Origin of the sequence: Sulfitobacter sp. AS92, assembly GCF_038900015.1 — a bacterium.
Classification (GTDB): Bacteria; Pseudomonadota; Alphaproteobacteria; order Rhodobacterales; family Rhodobacteraceae; genus Sulfitobacter.
Window position 1 is genome coordinate 284699 of sequence record NZ_JBBMQL010000004.1, and the last position, 16230, is coordinate 300928.

A 16230-nucleotide genomic window follows, 5' to 3' on the forward strand; every position below is an offset into this window, starting at 1 on the left:
GAACGCTCACTCTTTGCTTTCATCTGGAAGTTCTCGAAGCGCGAACAGCTAATCTTGCTTACGGCAACGCTGGTCCTCTTTCCTTTGCTGTATCTGACCCTCGAACTACCCAAGCGCATTATTAACGATGCCATCGGTGCGGAGGGCGGAACCGTTACGGTTCAGGGCGTTGAGTTCGGGCAGATCACGTTTCTAATGATGTTGTGTGGCCTGTTTTTAGCGTCGGTGCTGGTCCACGGCGCGATGAAAATGCGGATCAACACAATGACCGGTGTGCTATCCGAGCGCATGCTACGGCGGCTGCGCTATACGCTTATTGCGCGGATTTTGCGGTTTCCGTCCCCCTACTTTGAGCGCACCAGTCAGGGTGAGTTGGTCAGCATGGTCACATCGGAGGTTGAACCGATGGGCGGGCTCATGGGGAACGCGGTTTCCCAGCCTATCCTTCAGGCGGGGCAGATGCTTACGATTTTGGGCTTTCTATTTGTCCAGAGCTTTGCCTTTGGCATCGCCGCCTGCGCCATGATCCCTTTACAGGCATGGATTATTCCAAGGATGCAGCGCCAGATCAATGTGCTGAACAAGGCCCGCGTCATTGAAGTGCGCGCGCTCGCCAGCGAAATTGGGGAGAGCGCGGCAGGTGCCCTGACACTGCGTCTGAACCGCGGCTGGCGCCACCGTCTGGCGATGATTTCAGCCCGTCTGGGGCGCCTCTATCACGTTCGTTTCCAGATCTATCGAAAAAAGTATTTCATGAAGTTCGTGAACAACTTCATCGGTCAACTCACGCCATTCCTTTTCTATACGATTGGCGGCTTTCTGGCGATTAGGGGCGAAATCACGGTGGGCGCTTTGGTGGCCGCCCTGGCAGCGTACAAAGATCTCTCTAGCCCTTGGAGAGAGCTTCTAATCTACTACAACCAATCGCAGGATATGGCGATGCGATGGGAAACGATTATTGAGCGTTTCGCGCCGCAGCAGATGATAGATACATCACTATTTGAGGGCGCAGCGTTGGACAATCCGCAGTTGGTTGGTGACATCGAATTGCGTGGCGTTAGCGTAGTGGATGCGGAAGGGGCAACCGTTCTAAACGATCTGAATGCCACTTTCCCAGCTGCCAGCTCTATCGCCATCACCGTGCCGGATGAGCAAGACCGTCGCGCTTTGTCGATGTTACTAACACGCGAACTTCTGCCATCGCACGGCCAGGTCCACATCGCGGGCCAAAACCTCAGCGCGCTCCATCAAATAACAATCGCTAGCCGGATCGGCTACGTTGGCACTGCACCCGTCCTGTTTGAGGGCCTGTTGGGCGACAACTTCAACATGGCGCTGCTCACCGGGCCACAGGTTCCGCCACCTGATATGGCAGTTATTGTGGAGAGTGAGCGCACTGGTAACAGCACCGATCCGCTGGATGTGCCATGGCTTGACGCTGCTGCCGCGAAAGTAACCGACATCGAAGCCTTGCAAGATTGGTGGATCGAACTGATTACCAGTATCGGATTGAATGATTTCTTGTTAGATCGTGCCATTGAGCAAAAGTTGCTCCCAAAGCGGCATCCCGAACTTGCTCGCAAACTCACCGATCTGCGCGCGGAAATTGCCACAGAAGTGCGCGGTGCCGGACTGGCGGATCAGGTCGCCTTTTTCGACGAAACGACATACAACCCCGCATTGCCGGTGGCAGAAAACCTGATTTTTGCGATGCCGTTGGTCCCCGTCACAGCGCAGGTCCTGATTGACCACCCATCCTTTGCGTTGCTTTTGGACAAGCTGGACCTAGAGGACGATCTACTTCAGCTGGCCGCAGATATCGTTGATCTCTTGGATAAAATCTTTGGAGTAGACGGTACCGATCACCCTCTGTTTCGCAAGCTCGGCCTGCAACCATCGTCTTTTGAAGCGGCGCTGGAACTCTTGCCCGTCTACCGCCGGGGCGCCCCTCTGTCATTAAGTCAGAAAGCACAGTTGCTTGCTGTTCCTCTTGTAATCCCCGCGGAGAAAATCGGCCCGGCATTTCCTGCTGATATTATGACGCGGGTCTTGCAAATGCGTCGCGCACATTCCGCCACCCTACAAGAAACAACCCAAGACATATTTGTACCGCTGAGCACCGATGCACCGGTTGAAGGGCTCTCCGTTCTTGAGAACGCCTTGTTCGGCAAAATCAAAGATGGCGTAAACGCCAAAGCTCTGTTGTCGCTCGTCGGGAAACGGCTGCGCTCTGCTGGGCTGCAGGGGGCTATTCTAGGACAATTATTCTATCTCCCAGTCTCCTTGGGGGGGAGGAATTTGTCAGCAATGCTTTCCGAAACGGTCGCTCTGGGCCGGGCGACTGTCAAGCGGCCAGATGTTTTGATACTTGACCAACCGCTTGCGAGTTTCGATGCGGAAATTAGCAAAAACTTGCACGTTCAGCTCCGCAATCTTTTACCCCAAACCATAATCATCTGTTTAGGCTCTGATATCGCGCTACCCGAAAGATTCGACCATCATTTCCTCATGCAGCAAGGGCGGTTGTCTGGCATGGTCAGCGATGGGGAGGGGGAGAAACATCAGACGTTCAGCGCAGATATGGCGCGGAAACTGCGCGCGCTGCAACGCGCCGAATTGCTTTCAGGTCTCGCGCGCAAGCAGTTGCAACTGCTTGCATTTGGGGCACGCTGGTATCATGCCGCCGCCGGCGACTACGTCTTTCGTCAGGGCGACGACCCGTCGATTGGCGCATTTCTGATATTGGAAGGGACGGCGGAGTTGCTGGACCCCCGACAAGATGGCGACAACCAAATTGTCACTGTTTCGTCACCGGGCGATCTCGTGGGGGAACTTGGTTTAATCCGCGGCGTGCCACGGGCCCTCGATATGCGCGCAACAACCGATCTAACATGCCTGCGCATCAGCGCGGAAGATTTCTTTGCGGTGGTCAAAAACGACGCGCCTACCGCCTACAAGCTTTTGCAGGTCGTAGCTGGCTACGTCTAGCCGCGGTACCGTGGGATGCAGTCGTACATCTCACTAAACCATTCGTGAGGCCGGGGCTCAGGTCGCCCCAAAACCGATCCTTTGCGTTCGAGCCGCGGTCGACAGGCGATGAAAGTTGGCATCAGGACGCAAAAACAGGTACAGTTGGAGTTACATCAGAAAACTGTGTTAGTGAGTGCCACGCGGGTGTCATACCAAACTTTTCCGACTGCTTGATTGGTTTCCCTTCGATTGGCCGGAAAGACTGGGGCGAAACCGTATGGCTGCTAAACCAAGTGTTGATTGCTTTACATTCCGCCCGATGTCTTTGGACGATATATCGACGTTTTCCGAATGGTTTTGGGACTTCAAAGATGTAGCGCTGTTTGAGCGAAGCAATCCCATTCCAACAAATCTGGACGCTATGAAAGGCAGCTGGAAAAAGTCGTTGGAGTACGCGACCAACCCGACAGCCTTTTGGTTCATCGCGATCAGCGCTGATGGGCGGCCAGCGGGCATCGCGGGACTGGAGGCCATCAATTACATCCACGGTGATGCCATCGTTCCCGCATTTGTGGGGCGGCAGTTTCGCCGGAAAGGCCTTGCGACGGCCATGTCGATCAGCCTGCTGGAACTCGCGTTCAGGCAGCTCCGGCTATACCGGGTGTCGACCTATTACAGAGAAGACAATTCAGCGACCCGGTCCGCTCTCACCTCGCTAGGATTTCAGGAAGAGGGGCGGTTTCGAGGGGGGTGGTTCTCGGACGGCAAAAGGCGTGATGTCATTATTGCCGGGTTGCTTAGTTCTGAGTGGGAGCAAACACGGAAGTCGGTTTTTGAAGCATTAACGCAGAATTCCAAGGTCGTGTTCAAGCCCACATGCTGGACGAACGCAGGTGAGTAAGCTCAAAGCATCAGCGCGTTCGACCTCCAGAAAGAAGAGGAGGCTGGTTGCAATAGTATTCGCAGACGTTGCGAACTTTAGCCGAATGATGAGCTTCGACGAAGAGGGAACCGCAGACGCAGTGCGAGAGCGGCTAGATATTTTTCGGAGCGAGATCGCTCCGTTCTCTGGGGAATTTAAGGGGTCGGCGGGTGACAACGCGCTCATGATTTTTGAAAGCGCCGTTGATGCCGTCACCTTCGCCGTCGAGATGCAGAAGATCTGCAGCGAGATGAACCAGAGCCTGTCCGCAGACGAACAGATATGGTTTCGCTTCGGCATCAATCTCGGCGAAGTTCTTGTTCAGGGAGACGATATTTCGGGTGAAAGCATCAATATCGCTGCCCGGATTGAGGCGTTTTCAAATCCCGGACGAATTTGCATTTCGGGCGCGACCTACGATCATGTCAGCAACAACCTTCAATATGGGTACGAATATCTTGGCGGCCAGGATTTCAAAAATATCGGCAAAACAGTCGATGTCTTTCAGGTTCATGAAAACCCGGCCTCCGCGGCAATGACGCCGGGATTGAGGCGCGATATCAACAAGTCTGTCGACTACCGGGAAAGGGCTATTCCAAATCAGTCCATTGTTGTGCTGCCCTTCGAGTTTCAGGGCAACAGCGAGGACGACAGATGGTTTGCTGAGGGCCTGACGGAGGACGTAACCACCAGCCTGTCGCGCTTTCACAATCTCTTCGTTATCTCTCGCGATTCCGCTTACATGTATCGCGACCGGCTCAAAGCGCCAAAGCAAGTGGCAAGCGAACTGAGGGTGCGCTACGTTGTAGAGGGGTCCGTCCGAAAATCCGGAGCCCGGCTGAGGATTACCATCCAGCTACTGGACGCGCTGCTGAACCGCACGATTTGGGGCGAGCAATACAATCGCAATATCGAAGACCTCTTTGATTTGCAGGACGAAATCAATCAAGTCATCGTGTCGGCGACAGCGGCCCAAATCGAGGTTACTGAACAAGAACGAACGCGCCTGCTGCCGCCCGCAAATTTGCTGGCCTATGGGATAGTGCTCAAGGGTGAAAGGTATTTGTCACGGTACACCCAAAAAGACGTGCAAAACGCCCGCTCGCTGTTTGAGGCCGCTTTGGAGAGTGACAGTTCGTACTCACGAGCCTACGCCGCAAGTTCGCGGACGTCCAATTTAATCTGGCGCTACGACTGGTCTGAGGACACCGCGAACTCGCTTGACGAAGCCCTAGTATTTGCGCAGCGCGCCATTGAAATGGATGGAAGCGATGCGCGCGGGTTCGGCGAGTTGGGCTTTGCACATCTTTACCGGAAGGAGCATGACGCGGCGCTCAATGCCTATGACCGTGCTCTGAAATTGAACCCCAACGATGCCAATGTGATGTCCGACATGGCTGACGCATTAGCGCATTCAGGTCGGTCAGAAGAGTCCATCGATCTTTTACAGAAAGCTATGCGGCTCAACCCATTTTACCCTGATCAATATGTCTGGCACCTCGGGGGGGCATATTTCAACCTTAAGCGCTATGATGAAGCAATCAAAACAATCCAAAAGATGCAAAATCCGACCGAAGGAAGACGGATATTAGCTGCCTCCTATGCGTACCTTGGGCGAAAAGACGAAGCCCAGTCCGAAGCGGATCGGGTACGCAGAGCGCATCCGGACTTTGCGGCCGAACGTTGGGCCGATGTCCAACCGGACAAATACCCAGAAGACGTTGAGCACTTTTTGGAAGGCTTAAAACGTGCTGGACTATAAAGAATAGTAAGGCCAGCAAACGTTAATTGAATCAGTCGCTGGCATCTCCGCGTGCACCGCTGATCCGAGCACCCGAGACCCGCGCACCCGATACCCGAGCGCCTGATACGCGCGCTCCTGAAACCCGAGCGCCTGATACGCGCGCACCCGACACGCCAGCCCCGCCATCGCCGCCGGTATCGGGCAGAAGGTTTTCGAACCTACCAGAATCAACATCCAATCGGATCGTCTCATCCGTGCGCTTGACCGTCCAAGCGCGCAGGTTTTCATAAAACTTCTTATCGCGCGGATTGGGACCCGGAAGCTCGATATCGTCCGCCTCTTCGCCATTTCCATCTACTAGAAAGAGTACAGGAGACGTCAGTTCGAGATACGTGCCGTCAAAAGTAAAGCCATATGCCCGCGCAAATTTCGGGTCTCTCTTTGCCTTTTTGTCTTCCGCAGAAATGCTCACCTGCAAATCATCAACCACGCGACCAAATATAACGATCGTTGCTGAGGAGTGGATTGACTCTTTCATAGCGACATTCCTTAAATGAGAATTCTGGAAGAAAATTCAACCTAAAGCATTGAAATGGTAGCGCAGTATTCCGTTTTAGTCCATCGGCACCATAGTCCGCACGGAATTTGCGTGGCTGCCCTTGTCGAGCGGCTGGAGTTGTGGCCCGACTTTCACATAGCCGATGTCGCGCATATCAAAGTTGCCGCGGATCAGCCGTGCAAATCGGCCTCCCGTATGCCGGCGGTCAATTTCCACGAATAAATCAGCCACTTCGACAAAATCGAGTTGAACATTTTTCAACTCTTTCCAGGTGTCCGCCAGATAGGTCCCCAAGATGTCACGCGCATCAACCAGGGCCAGTTTAAACGCTGCCGGATTGGCGGCAAACGCTTCGTCGAACATAGCCTGCATGACAGTCGCATATTCAGGCGTCGCCAACAATTTGTCGGACAACTCTTCAAGCTCAGGTGAAATCACACCGTAGTCGAGCAGCATCTCATGAAAGATATCCACGAAGATATCGAAGAATGCACCGGTAAGCGGCTGGGCTAGGTGGTGTTCCTTGACCCAGCCCTTAGCAAAATCACTCAGCCGCGAGTCGTTGGCGGCCACTCGGATCTGCTTGTTTTCGGACAGTTCGGCGATCCGACTTGCCGCGTTAAGCGTGTACAGATTACCGCGCGTTTGTTCGAGCAGTTTATCTACCAGCGAGTTAAAGTGCAGCGACGAGAGGAGCGCAACAAGATCGGCAGCGCTTTCGTGAAACCCGAAATACTCCCCGGTCACGTTTTCTGGATCGGGGACGCCGACTTCAGAATAGATTATCGCGTGACCCAATTCATGGGCAATAACATCAAAGTTGAGACTGAAGGGTGTATATCCCCCATCGCTACGGTCGCCGCCCATCTCAAGAAATCCAAAGCCGGAATAGGCGTTTTCAAGCGAGGGCAGGATGGTCAGTTCGACGCGGTCATAAGTGCCATCGCTCTGCCAAGGAATCTCCCGCCCGAAATATCCCTCCCAAATATCCATCACAAATCGAACAGTTCCGAATAGGTGCGCAGTTTCGAATTGTGGAGTGCCAGGTTCGAGGTAGTCGAAATTGCCGTATTCGTCAGGATATGCAGGATCCTCAACTTGTCCCTGCCATGCAGGTGTCAAAACCGCAGAACCGTCGGGCGCAATGCCATAGGGATCGGTCTTACCGATGGGAAATATTGCATACATGCGATCATCCGAGGGGCCCGGCCCAAGGCTCCCTGCGACGGATGAGACAAGAACAATTTCTGGCTCTGAAAAATCTTTCAGAAATTGGGGTTGAGGGAACAGTCGGAACCGCGTGCCCTGCATGGATTTGCTTCCCTCTCGCTACGTGCGCCTTACTTTCTGAGACGCAGCTTACCACATGCCGACTGAAATTAGCTGAGAAAGTTGTTCTTCCCCAATAGGTTGTAAGTGCCGCTGTCCTCATTATTGCTCTTCGATTGGCGACTTTTCCAAGTCCGGGTGGCGTGGACCCAAAGATCGGTACGCTCAAAATGAAAGTCGATGTCAGGTGTTTCCAACCCAACCGTGATCATGCGCTCCAGAAGAAATCCGGCATCAATGCGTTTCTGATCGACCTCGTTCACTGCAATCCAAGCCTTTAGGTCTTCGCGATCGTTTGGCCCCGTATCTGTTTCAGACAGAACGCTCTCCCATGTTCTGTCTTTAAAAAAGATATTCCTGGCCCGGACAGCTAACTCACCGGCTTCGGGCCGGGAAAGTACGTTTGCGAGAACCGCTGCCTTGAGAGTTGCCCGGACGTTAACCATTGCAACGCTCAGCCGCGTGAAACCAAGTTCAGCCGGTCCGTGTGCTAGTGCGACTTCATCATCGCCTTCCAATATTCCGTCGCGGTAGTCGACATAGATCGCCCCAACACCAATCATGCCAAATGTATCAAGCTCAGCAGCGCGCAAGGCACCCATGCTGGACGCGCCAAGCACTGTAATGCCTTGTGACATCGCCCATAGGATTTCCTTATGCCAGACTGAGGGAGTTCCGTCGAAATACCCATCGATAATGCCGATCGCCTTCGGTTTTTCGAGCGTTGCCAAATAAACATCGCCCTGACGCACGGGGGGCCGGATTTCGAGTGCGGAACCCTGCAAGAAATCGGTATCGCAAAGAGATGGCCCGGCAAAGACGATCACCCCATAGTTCCTTCTCCACTGAGACGGCGGGCGCGGGTGCCCGCGACATACCCTTCATCGTCATGCGGAGCTTCAAGCCCCGGCACGATCACCCGTACAACTGAAATTTGGAATTCTTCACGCCCAAGACCGACAACAGCAACCTCTTTGATTCCAGCACTCCACAAGCACTTCTTGAGAAACTCGAGATCGCCTTCTAGATCAACGTTGAAAGATGAAGGGACATCGCAGAATTTCAGCAAAGGCATCGGTCCGCTAAGAGCAACCGCAAATTCCGTCGTTTTCTGCGCTCGGCCGGACGCGCTGTATTCTTCAAATGACAGGTCCTCTCGGGCACCGGAGATATAGTTCAACCGCGTCTGCGCCGCTTCGTTTAGCGCTCTTTGCAGCGCGACCGAGCGGTCCGGATGGGTTCCTGATCCTAGCCCGAGATGGTCCGTTTCTGACTGGCGGTCAAAGATCACGCACATAAATGTGGCCACTGCGACATCGGACGTCACATTCCATACAAAACACTCCAGACCAGCTTCCGCGAATTTCCGTAAGGCCTCCAAACAAATTGGATCATCGACGGTGTTTAGGTCAAGCTGCGACGACTTCTGCGCGTTGGGAGAGCCATGATGCCACAAAGCCAAAGCATCACGTTCGATCACTTCGCATATCGCATGGCATGTCGCCTCAAGCTCACTGTTCCCCGAGGCCAGACCGTTGGTACTTGAGGGAAAACAACCTGTGCCGGGAAAGAGCGGGTGGGTGTAATCAGTTTGCACCATTTCTACGGGAACAAGCACCTTTCTACCGCTCATCAATTCCTGTGCGTAGACCCAGTGTAGGCGTTCTGCGCTGTCGCGGGTGCGCCCACGAACTTCCGGCAGTCGTGTCAGGTCAATAAAATCATGTTGCTCAGACAGATCGTCAAAACGCGCAAAGAAAACTGGCCGGTCAAAATGCTCTGCATGCCAGATTTCGATCGCCTCCATTAAAGCGGAGACCTTGGCAAGAACAAGCGTCGAACCTTTTCCCTGAGATACCGAAATGGAGCGTGCATTGGGTCTGATGGCCAATACAACCGGTAACCCGACATGATCCAAACCTGTAACATTCGCAATGCGGGTAATCCCAAATTTATGCTTGATCGGCAGAATTCGATCGAGGGTTTGCTGGGCCGTGCAAATGCGGTGCAGCCCGTTTCTGAGCAGCTTTTTTGTGCCGCCAGAAATACCGAAATCCATTTGTTTACCGCCCGTTTGCGCATTCTCCAGAAGAGAATTCTATCATCCTTTCGATCCAATAGAAAAATAATTGAAATGTCTGCCACGAAACGATCCGGTATTGGTGGCATCGGCGCTGTCGAAAGAAAACTTGTTGAGGCGTGCAGGGCGAGCACCTAGCTTCTGTGTAAGACAATACGTTCCCTCTTTGGTTTTTTCTAGACGAGCCCCGAGATCATCCGCTTGGCTGTGATGATGGCTCTGTCTGGACCTGTCGCGCTTTTATGCCGCTCCAAGTGCTCGTTTAAGCCACTTCCCGTTCGAAAGCGACGGGGCTTTTCCAACCCAGTGCTGAGTGACGGCGGCGTGGATTGTAGAACCCGTTGATGTACTCAAAGATCGCTATCTCAGCTTGCCTGCGCGTTTCCCGTGACTGCCGCCATATCATCTTGGCTTTGATGGTTTTGAAGAAGGTCTCGACGGCGGCATTATCATAGCAATTGCCCTTCCCAGACATCCACTGCCCGGCAGTGCATGTTTACATGCATGAGAGGGGACACCTTGAACCCGTGCGGGCGCAGGATCTTCTGGTAGTCGTGCGAACAATATCGCGGCCCACGATCCGTGTGATGGATGCAGTCCTTGGGCGGCTGACGGAATGCGATGGCCATCTTCAAAGCCCTGATCGCAAGGTCGCGTTTCATCCGGTTCGAGACCGCCCAGCCAACTACACGCCGTGAATGCAAGTCCAAGATCACAGCCAAGTACAGCCACCCCTCGCGCGTCCAGATATAACTGATATCGCCTGCCCACTTTTGGTTGGGCGCATCAGCGTTGAAGTCACGATCCAGCAGGTTTGGCGCGATATCGAACTTATGACTGCTGTCCCCCTCTCGGCAGATTGCGCTGCAATCGCCTGTCGGGCAATGGTTGCCGCCTTATATTTGAGAGTTCTTACGACTGATATGCCGTTCTGACGCATCAGCCTGCCTACGCAGCGGTGCCCTACATTCAGACCAATTTCCTTCAGCTCTTCGGTCATGCGCGGCCTACCATAACTGCCCAAACTGAGACGGGATTGTTCTTTGATATGGGCCAGCGTGACCAAATCAGACCGCTGCCTGCGGCTGGCTGGACGGCTACGATGCGCCCGCAAACCACGCGGGCTGACTGCCATAACCCGGCACATCAGATTGATGGAAAATGTTGTTCGGTGGTCTTCAATGAACTTAAACCTCACGGCTTTTGGCTCGCAAAGAACACCGTGGCCTTTCTTAACACCACATCTGTGTCTCGATGTGCAGTGACCCATTTGTTCAGCGTCGACATGTCGACGCCCAGATCGTCAGCCACCTGTTTGCGCGTCAGTCCACTGGTTAGCGCGATACGCACCGCATCAGCGCGGAATTCATCTGTGCGTTTCAGTCCCATAGTTAGTCTCCTTTGTTGCAGTAAATGCTATCAAAGAAGCGGCATAAAAGCGCGACAGGTCGCCGGTGCCCGCTATACCGAAGAAGGCACGAAGGGAGTGGATGCATGAGCCGGACTGCTGAACCGTTGTCGCAGGCGATGGCTCTGCTGGACAGGCTGGAACCGGGCGCGCCCGCCAAAGTACAAACCGATCTCGACGCCTTTTCTCCGGGCGCGGCCGAACTGGTGCTGGGATACGCTTTTGCGCACATCGTGGGGCGCGATGGCATCGACCTGCGCACCCACGAGATGTTGAGCGTGGCGATGCTGGTCGCGATGGGCACCGCGCCGGGCCAGCTGGAGTTTCACATGCGGGCGGCGATGAACACGGGCGTGGCACAAGAGAAAATTGTCGGGATCGTCCTTCAGGTTTCCGTCTATGCGGGCGTTCCCGCCTGCATGAATGCGATGGCGGCGGCGAAAAAAGCGTTTCAAGCGGTGGAGGAAAGCTGACCTGTTTGAGCCAGTGTGGCTAAGCGAACGGCTGGTTTGCCGCCTTACAAGCTCAGATATGGCGTAGGGAAAGAACGCCCACCGTAAACCAGTCATCCGTCTCTGCCGCAGCGGACGTCCGCTCCGAGCCCATTGCTCTGAATGCTGGGAGACTGATCAGTGACCGCTCTGGCGAAGTCACAGACTTTGCGTGCGATTTGTTGTAACATCGGCCCAAATATGGTGCTGGGTATGAAAGACAGATACGGATATTCGCTTTCTACGAACTCGCAAAAGGCCAGAGACGCTTATGTTCTTGGCCTTGATCGGTTTCTCGGTGCCGAGATTGGCGTTGAAGCCGCGCTCAAGCTGGCGACCCAAGAAGACGAAGGCTTCGCCCTCCCACATGTCGTGTTGGCACGTTACCGGCAGCTTGTCGGAGATAGGGCTGGTGCGCAACAATCAATTCATCTCGCCAAAGAGTGCGACGGGCCGCTGACAGAACGGGAAGCGCGGCAGATCAAGATCATCGGCCTTTTGATCGACGGCAAGAGCGCCGCTGGATATCAGGCCGCGCGGGATCAATTGCAAGAATATCCCCGTGATGTGCTTATCGCGCAAGCCTGCCTGGGCGTCCTGAGTCTGATCGGATTCAGTGGCGAGCCGGGACGCGAAGCTGAGAACCTTGCACTGGCTGAGATTCTTGAACCCCATTATGGCGATGACTGGTGGCTCCAAGGTCTGTTGGGCTTTGCGCAAGTCGAAGTCGGCCAATTCCGCCGTGCTGAAAAGAACATTGATAAATCACTGACGGCCAATCCGCGAAATGCGCATGGTGCGCATTTTCGATCACATCTCTATTACGAAACAGGCCAGACAGAGGAGGGTTATGCTTTCATCACGGATTGGCAAAGCTCCTATCAAAAAGAAGGGCAGATGCATTGCCATATAGCCTGGCATATCGCGCTTTGGGCTTTGGCACGCGGTGATACCGACGAGATGTGGCGCATTGTTGACCGGGATATTGATCCGCGCGGGGCATGGGGGCCTCCGCTAAATGTCATGGTTGATCTGGCGGCGGTTCTATATCGGGCGGAGCTTTCGGGCGTAAAGGTCCCTCAAGAACGGTGGCAGATCGTTTGCGACTATGCCGCGGAGAAGTTTCCAAACCCCGGCTTGGGCTTTGCGGATGCACATGCAGCACTTGGATATGCGATGGCAGGAAGATCCGAGGCACTTCAACGGATCATTGTAGGTGCCAGGGGACCGGCAGCCGACCTTGTGCGATATCTGGCAGAGGCATTCGGTGCCATCGCTGCTCAGAACTGGTCGGAGGCGAATGACTTTTTGACAAAGGCGCTTTGGGATCACGCGCGGCTTGGTGGCAGTCGCGCGCAGCGGGATTTGATAGAATATGCGTCAGTCGGTGTTCTGCTGCGGCTGGGGCGTCATCACGAAGCGCGTAGGCAACTTGCCATGCATCGCCCCAAGGCAATTATCGAAAATGCCGTAAAGGGCATCTGGTAATTTTCTAAAGCAGACGTTGGCGCAGGCGCAGCTAATGGCCGCTTGGTCCACTCTGCCGACCTTCACCCGCCGAAAATGCTGCAAGATGGAAGAAGGCCGATCTGGTGAAGCAGCACCAGCGCTCGGCGACGGGGCGAACGGCAGGTCAGGGCCGAAAGCGCGTCAGCGGCGTTTGCCAGGGGTCTTCGTAACTTTGTTACCGCGGGGTCCGGTCTGGATGACCGTATTGGTTGAGTTTTCTTCCGTAAGCTTGCGCCATCGGTCAAGGCGGGCCGGATCGAGCGTCCCATCGGCGGCCGCGCCCTGAACCGCGCAACCGGGTTCATGAGCATGTGTGCAATCGCGGAAGCGACACTGGGACGCAAGCTCGACGATCTCTGCAAACAGAGTGTTCAGCCCGGCTGAGACATCGCTGAGATGCAGTGTTCGCATTCCCGGCGTGTCGATCACCCAGCCGCCACCGGCGATGGCATGGAGCGAACGCGAGGTGGTTGTATGCCGCCCTTTCGCATCTGCCGCGCGAATGGCGCCTGTTGGCTGTGCATCCTCGGAAGACTTCTCCGACAGCGTATTAAGCAAAGTCGACTTACCGACCCCGGACGACCCGACAAGGGCAACGGTCTGCCCGGGGCCACACCAGCGCGCCAATGTAAGTGCCGCATCGGGTGATTTTGCGTTCAGCATGACGGCATCCAGACCGGTTTGAAGGGCTTGCGCCTGCCGAAGATACCGTGCGGGTTCTGCGGTCTGATCGATCTTGGTCAGGACGATCACAGGGACCGCACCAGCCTCGTTTGCCAACGCCAGATACCGCTCCAATCGTGCTGGATTGAAGTCATCATTGCACGATGTGACTATAAAAAGAGTGTCGACATTTGCCGCAATAAGCTGCGCTTGTCGCCGGCCTTCGGCTTTGCGCTGTAACTGCATCCGTCTCGTGAGACGCCGAACCAGCAGCCGGGTGTCGCGCGCCACCAAGACCCAGTCGCCCACGGCGAAATCCGTCGTATTCGTCTGAGCGGAAAGTTTCAGCCTCATCGGGCCAAGTTCCGACATCGCAGTCATCAGGTCCCGGTGGACGGTTGCGATGCGCATAGGGGCAAGCTCTGCTTCGCCGGGCTCCACTTGTTCGTCAAAAAACGTTGACCAACCGAGGGTGGCTAATGAAACTGCGTAAGGAGCTGATGAATGGGTCATTCCCGACTGAATGGCGGTGGAAACACCTTGTTGCAAGCTTTCCTTTAAGCCAGCGCAAGAGCTACCACGCGACAGAACCGGTCGAACAGGCGCGTTAACTGGCGCATATAGCTGCCTGAATGGTTGTGTTGGACACATCAATGCATGAGGCTACGGGATCGATGCTTAAAGGGAATTACGCCATGATGATCTACGGCTTACAGACTTGCGCAATCTGTCAGAGGGCCCGCAAAACATTAGAAGCGAAGGGAATTGACGTCACCTTTCGTGATGTCCGGTCGGAGCCGTTAAGCGAGGCGAAACTGTCGAAACTGATCGTAGAATTTGGGGACCGGCTCGTGGACCGCAAATCAAATGACTACCGCGGGCTTAATGACTGGTTAAAGAATTCGGAGGCCGAGGCGCAGATCGCGGCCCAACCCAAGGTAATGGCCCGCCCAGTAATTCGTGACAACGACAGGTACTTTTTGGGTTGGGATGACGGTGTTCAGGAAGCTTTACTTGCGGACTGATGCCCTGAGTTGGACTGCACACTACGGCAATCCCAGTTGAACTGCTTATGCCCACGGATGCGGCCTCAAATGGAATTGAACTATGGCAGTTGAATGGTCGAATTAGGTCTGGTCTGGGCCCCTCACAGTAAACGGTTGCGAAAAATGTCGGCTCAGGGCCGTAGTGAAGCTACCGGATTACCGGAATTTTGGGGATGGCCTTAGTCAGCTTCGCGACCTAAATGCGTGATATTGCATCACGTAAATGAGGTCGTACCGACGCGGCGCCTGAAGATCTGCCACAACGATAGTTTTACACTTTGTCCCTGAAAGCTTAAACTTCAGAAGCCCTCTGGCCAGTGACGCCCTCCAAACTCGAACAAAGGGGCCCCATGGCCAGCAAGACAAAGCTTCACCCCCGCAATCTGCACTTAGACGGCTATGATTTTGAGCGGTTGGTTGCCCAGACACCTGAGCTTGAGGCCTTTATGATCAAAAATCCCGTTGGTCAGTCGACGGTTGATTTTCAAGATCCGAGGGCTGTTCGCATGCTTAATCGGGCCTTGCTGAGAACGCATCACGATATCGAATTTTGGGATATCCCGGCTGGGTATCTTTGCCCTCCGATACCCGGCCGTGTGGATTACATTCACCATCTCGCGGACCTGCTTGCTGAAGATACTAAAGTCCAAGAAGCCCCGCGGGGAAACCATATCAAGGCGTTGGATATCGGCACCGGTGCAAGCTTGGTGTACCCCCTGATCGGCCAGAGCGCTTATGGCTGGCGTTTTACGGGCGTCGATGTTGACGCGAACGCGGTTAAATCGGCACGTCAGATCCGGGACGTCAACAAGTTGGACATTGACCTTAGGCTACAGAATAACTCTGAGAACATCTTTCGCGGCGTGATCCAGCCCGACGATGCCTTTCACGTCACGATGTGTAATCCACCGTTTCATGGCTCATTAGAGCAGGCGAACAAGGGCACCCAACGCAAGTGGGCGAGCCTTGGCAAAGGACGCTCGACCAAACTCAACTTTGGTGGCCGAGACGCTGAACTTTGGTACCCGGGTGGCGAGATAAAGTTCATCGCACGCATGGTTGCCGAGAGCATGGACTTCGCCAAACAGTGCCTGTGGTTTACTTCGTTGGTGTCAAAAAAGGACAATCTTCAGCCGCTCCATCGAATTTTGGGCAAAGCGAGGGTTGCTGATTATAAGGTCGTCGAAATGGCACAGGGGCAAAAAACAAGTCGCTTTATTGCTTGGACCTACTTCAAGAAAAAACACCGCACCTTGTTTGATGAACGAGGGGCATGAGGGCGTTTCGTAGAAGTTCAGCATTAAAGGTAATCTCGGCTCGGAAGAGGCTGCACCATAGGTTCCTTGGTGTCACTGACGCGCGCTGAGGACCGGGAGCGGTGCGTGTCGGGGCAGAATCCGAAGCGCGCACCACCATGACCAAGTCATTTCAGCACGGCTATCGATACGATGATGACCAAATCACCCATGCCCGCTGATGTTTCTAAAGTCATCCCGGCTTTTGCATGGC

General features: G+C 54.5%; 13 protein-coding genes and 1 pseudogene. 8 read left to right on the forward strand and 6 right to left on the reverse strand.

Annotation, left to right across the window (positions count from 1 at the left end; genetic code table 11):
* Positions 1 to 54: 54 nt before the first annotated feature.
* The 3 genes from WNY61_RS10420 to WNY61_RS10430 all read left to right on the forward strand — a co-directional run bounded on the left by WNY61_RS10420 (position 55) and on the right by WNY61_RS10430 (position 5654).
* Complete coding sequence (locus tag WNY61_RS10420; RefSeq protein ID WP_342851377.1) at positions 55 to 2988, forward strand: ABC transporter transmembrane domain-containing protein; 2934 nt, start codon at positions 55 to 57, stop codon at positions 2986 to 2988.
* Between the two features lie 259 nt (positions 2989 to 3247).
* Positions 3248 to 3871: a GNAT family protein gene (locus WNY61_RS10425; protein ID WP_342851378.1), complete on the forward strand. Its 624-nt coding sequence runs from the start codon at positions 3248 to 3250 to the stop codon at positions 3869 to 3871.
* Positions 3864 to 5654: a tetratricopeptide repeat protein gene (locus tag WNY61_RS10430; RefSeq protein WP_342851379.1), complete on the forward strand. Its 1791-nt coding sequence runs from the start codon at positions 3864 to 3866 to the stop codon at positions 5652 to 5654. The genes WNY61_RS10425 and WNY61_RS10430 overlap by 8 nt, the downstream gene beginning before the upstream one ends.
* A gap of 31 nt (positions 5655 to 5685) precedes the next feature.
* Here WNY61_RS10430 and WNY61_RS10435 read toward each other — a convergent pair whose 3' ends face one another.
* The 5 genes and pseudogenes from WNY61_RS10435 to WNY61_RS10455 all read right to left on the reverse strand — a co-directional run bounded on the left by WNY61_RS10435 (position 5686) and on the right by WNY61_RS10455 (position 10993).
* Entirely contained in the window at positions 5686 to 6174 is a 489-nt protein-coding gene (locus tag WNY61_RS10435; protein ID WP_007120087.1) for a hypothetical protein, read from the reverse strand.
* A 75-nt stretch (positions 6175 to 6249) separates the two neighbouring features.
* The gene (locus tag WNY61_RS10440) at positions 6250 to 7506 is read right to left on the reverse strand and encodes a hypothetical protein (RefSeq protein WP_342851380.1); all 1257 of its coding nucleotides are present in this window, start codon (positions 7504 to 7506) and stop codon (positions 6250 to 6252) included.
* A 68-nt stretch (positions 7507 to 7574) separates the two neighbouring features.
* Positions 7575 to 8351 carry a TfuA-like protein gene (locus WNY61_RS10445; protein ID WP_342851381.1) on the reverse strand — a complete coding sequence of 259 codons (777 nt, stop codon included), beginning with the start codon at positions 8349 to 8351 and terminating at the stop codon, positions 7575 to 7577.
* A complete protein-coding gene (locus WNY61_RS10450; RefSeq protein ID WP_342851382.1) occupies positions 8348 to 9583 on the reverse strand; it encodes a YcaO-like family protein in 1236 nt (411 codons plus the stop codon). The genes WNY61_RS10445 and WNY61_RS10450 overlap by 4 nt, the downstream gene beginning before the upstream one ends.
* A 283-nt stretch (positions 9584 to 9866) precedes the next feature.
* Positions 9867 to 10993, reverse strand: a pseudogene (locus tag WNY61_RS10455) (IS3 family transposase).
* 105 nt (positions 10994 to 11098) lie between these two features.
* On the opposite strand from WNY61_RS10455, the gene WNY61_RS10460 reads away from it, so the two are divergent.
* Positions 11099 to 11485: a carboxymuconolactone decarboxylase family protein gene (locus tag WNY61_RS10460; RefSeq protein WP_342851383.1), complete on the forward strand. Its 387-nt coding sequence runs from the start codon at positions 11099 to 11101 to the stop codon at positions 11483 to 11485.
* A 231-nt stretch (positions 11486 to 11716) separates the two neighbouring features.
* On the forward strand, positions 11717 to 12991 hold the full coding sequence (locus WNY61_RS10465) for a tetratricopeptide repeat protein (RefSeq protein ID WP_342851384.1): 1275 nt from the start codon (positions 11717 to 11719) through the stop codon (positions 12989 to 12991).
* Positions 12992 to 13153: 162 nt separating this feature from the next.
* Here the strand turns inward: WNY61_RS10465 and rsgA are convergent, their stop codons facing one another.
* Positions 13154 to 14086 carry a ribosome small subunit-dependent GTPase A gene (gene rsgA / locus WNY61_RS10470; protein ID WP_342851385.1) on the reverse strand — a complete coding sequence of 311 codons (933 nt, stop codon included), beginning with the start codon at positions 14084 to 14086 and terminating at the stop codon, positions 13154 to 13156.
* Positions 14087 to 14154: 68 nt separating this feature from the next.
* On the opposite strand from rsgA, the gene WNY61_RS10475 reads away from it, so the two are divergent.
* From WNY61_RS10475 to rlmF, 3 genes are all read left to right on the forward strand, one after another.
* Positions 14155 to 14286, forward strand: a complete 132-nt coding sequence (locus WNY61_RS10475; protein WP_342851386.1) for a hypothetical protein — start codon at positions 14155 to 14157, stop codon at positions 14284 to 14286.
* Positions 14287 to 14370: 84 nt separating this feature from the next.
* On the forward strand, positions 14371 to 14700 hold the full coding sequence (locus tag WNY61_RS10480) for a glutaredoxin domain-containing protein (RefSeq protein WP_342851387.1): 330 nt from the start codon (positions 14371 to 14373) through the stop codon (positions 14698 to 14700).
* 371 nt (positions 14701 to 15071) lie between these two features.
* Positions 15072 to 15998, forward strand: coding sequence for a 23S rRNA (adenine(1618)-N(6))-methyltransferase RlmF (rlmF, locus tag WNY61_RS10485; protein WP_342851388.1), 927 nt, complete (start codon positions 15072 to 15074; stop codon positions 15996 to 15998).
* Positions 15999 to 16230 lie beyond the last annotated feature (232 nt).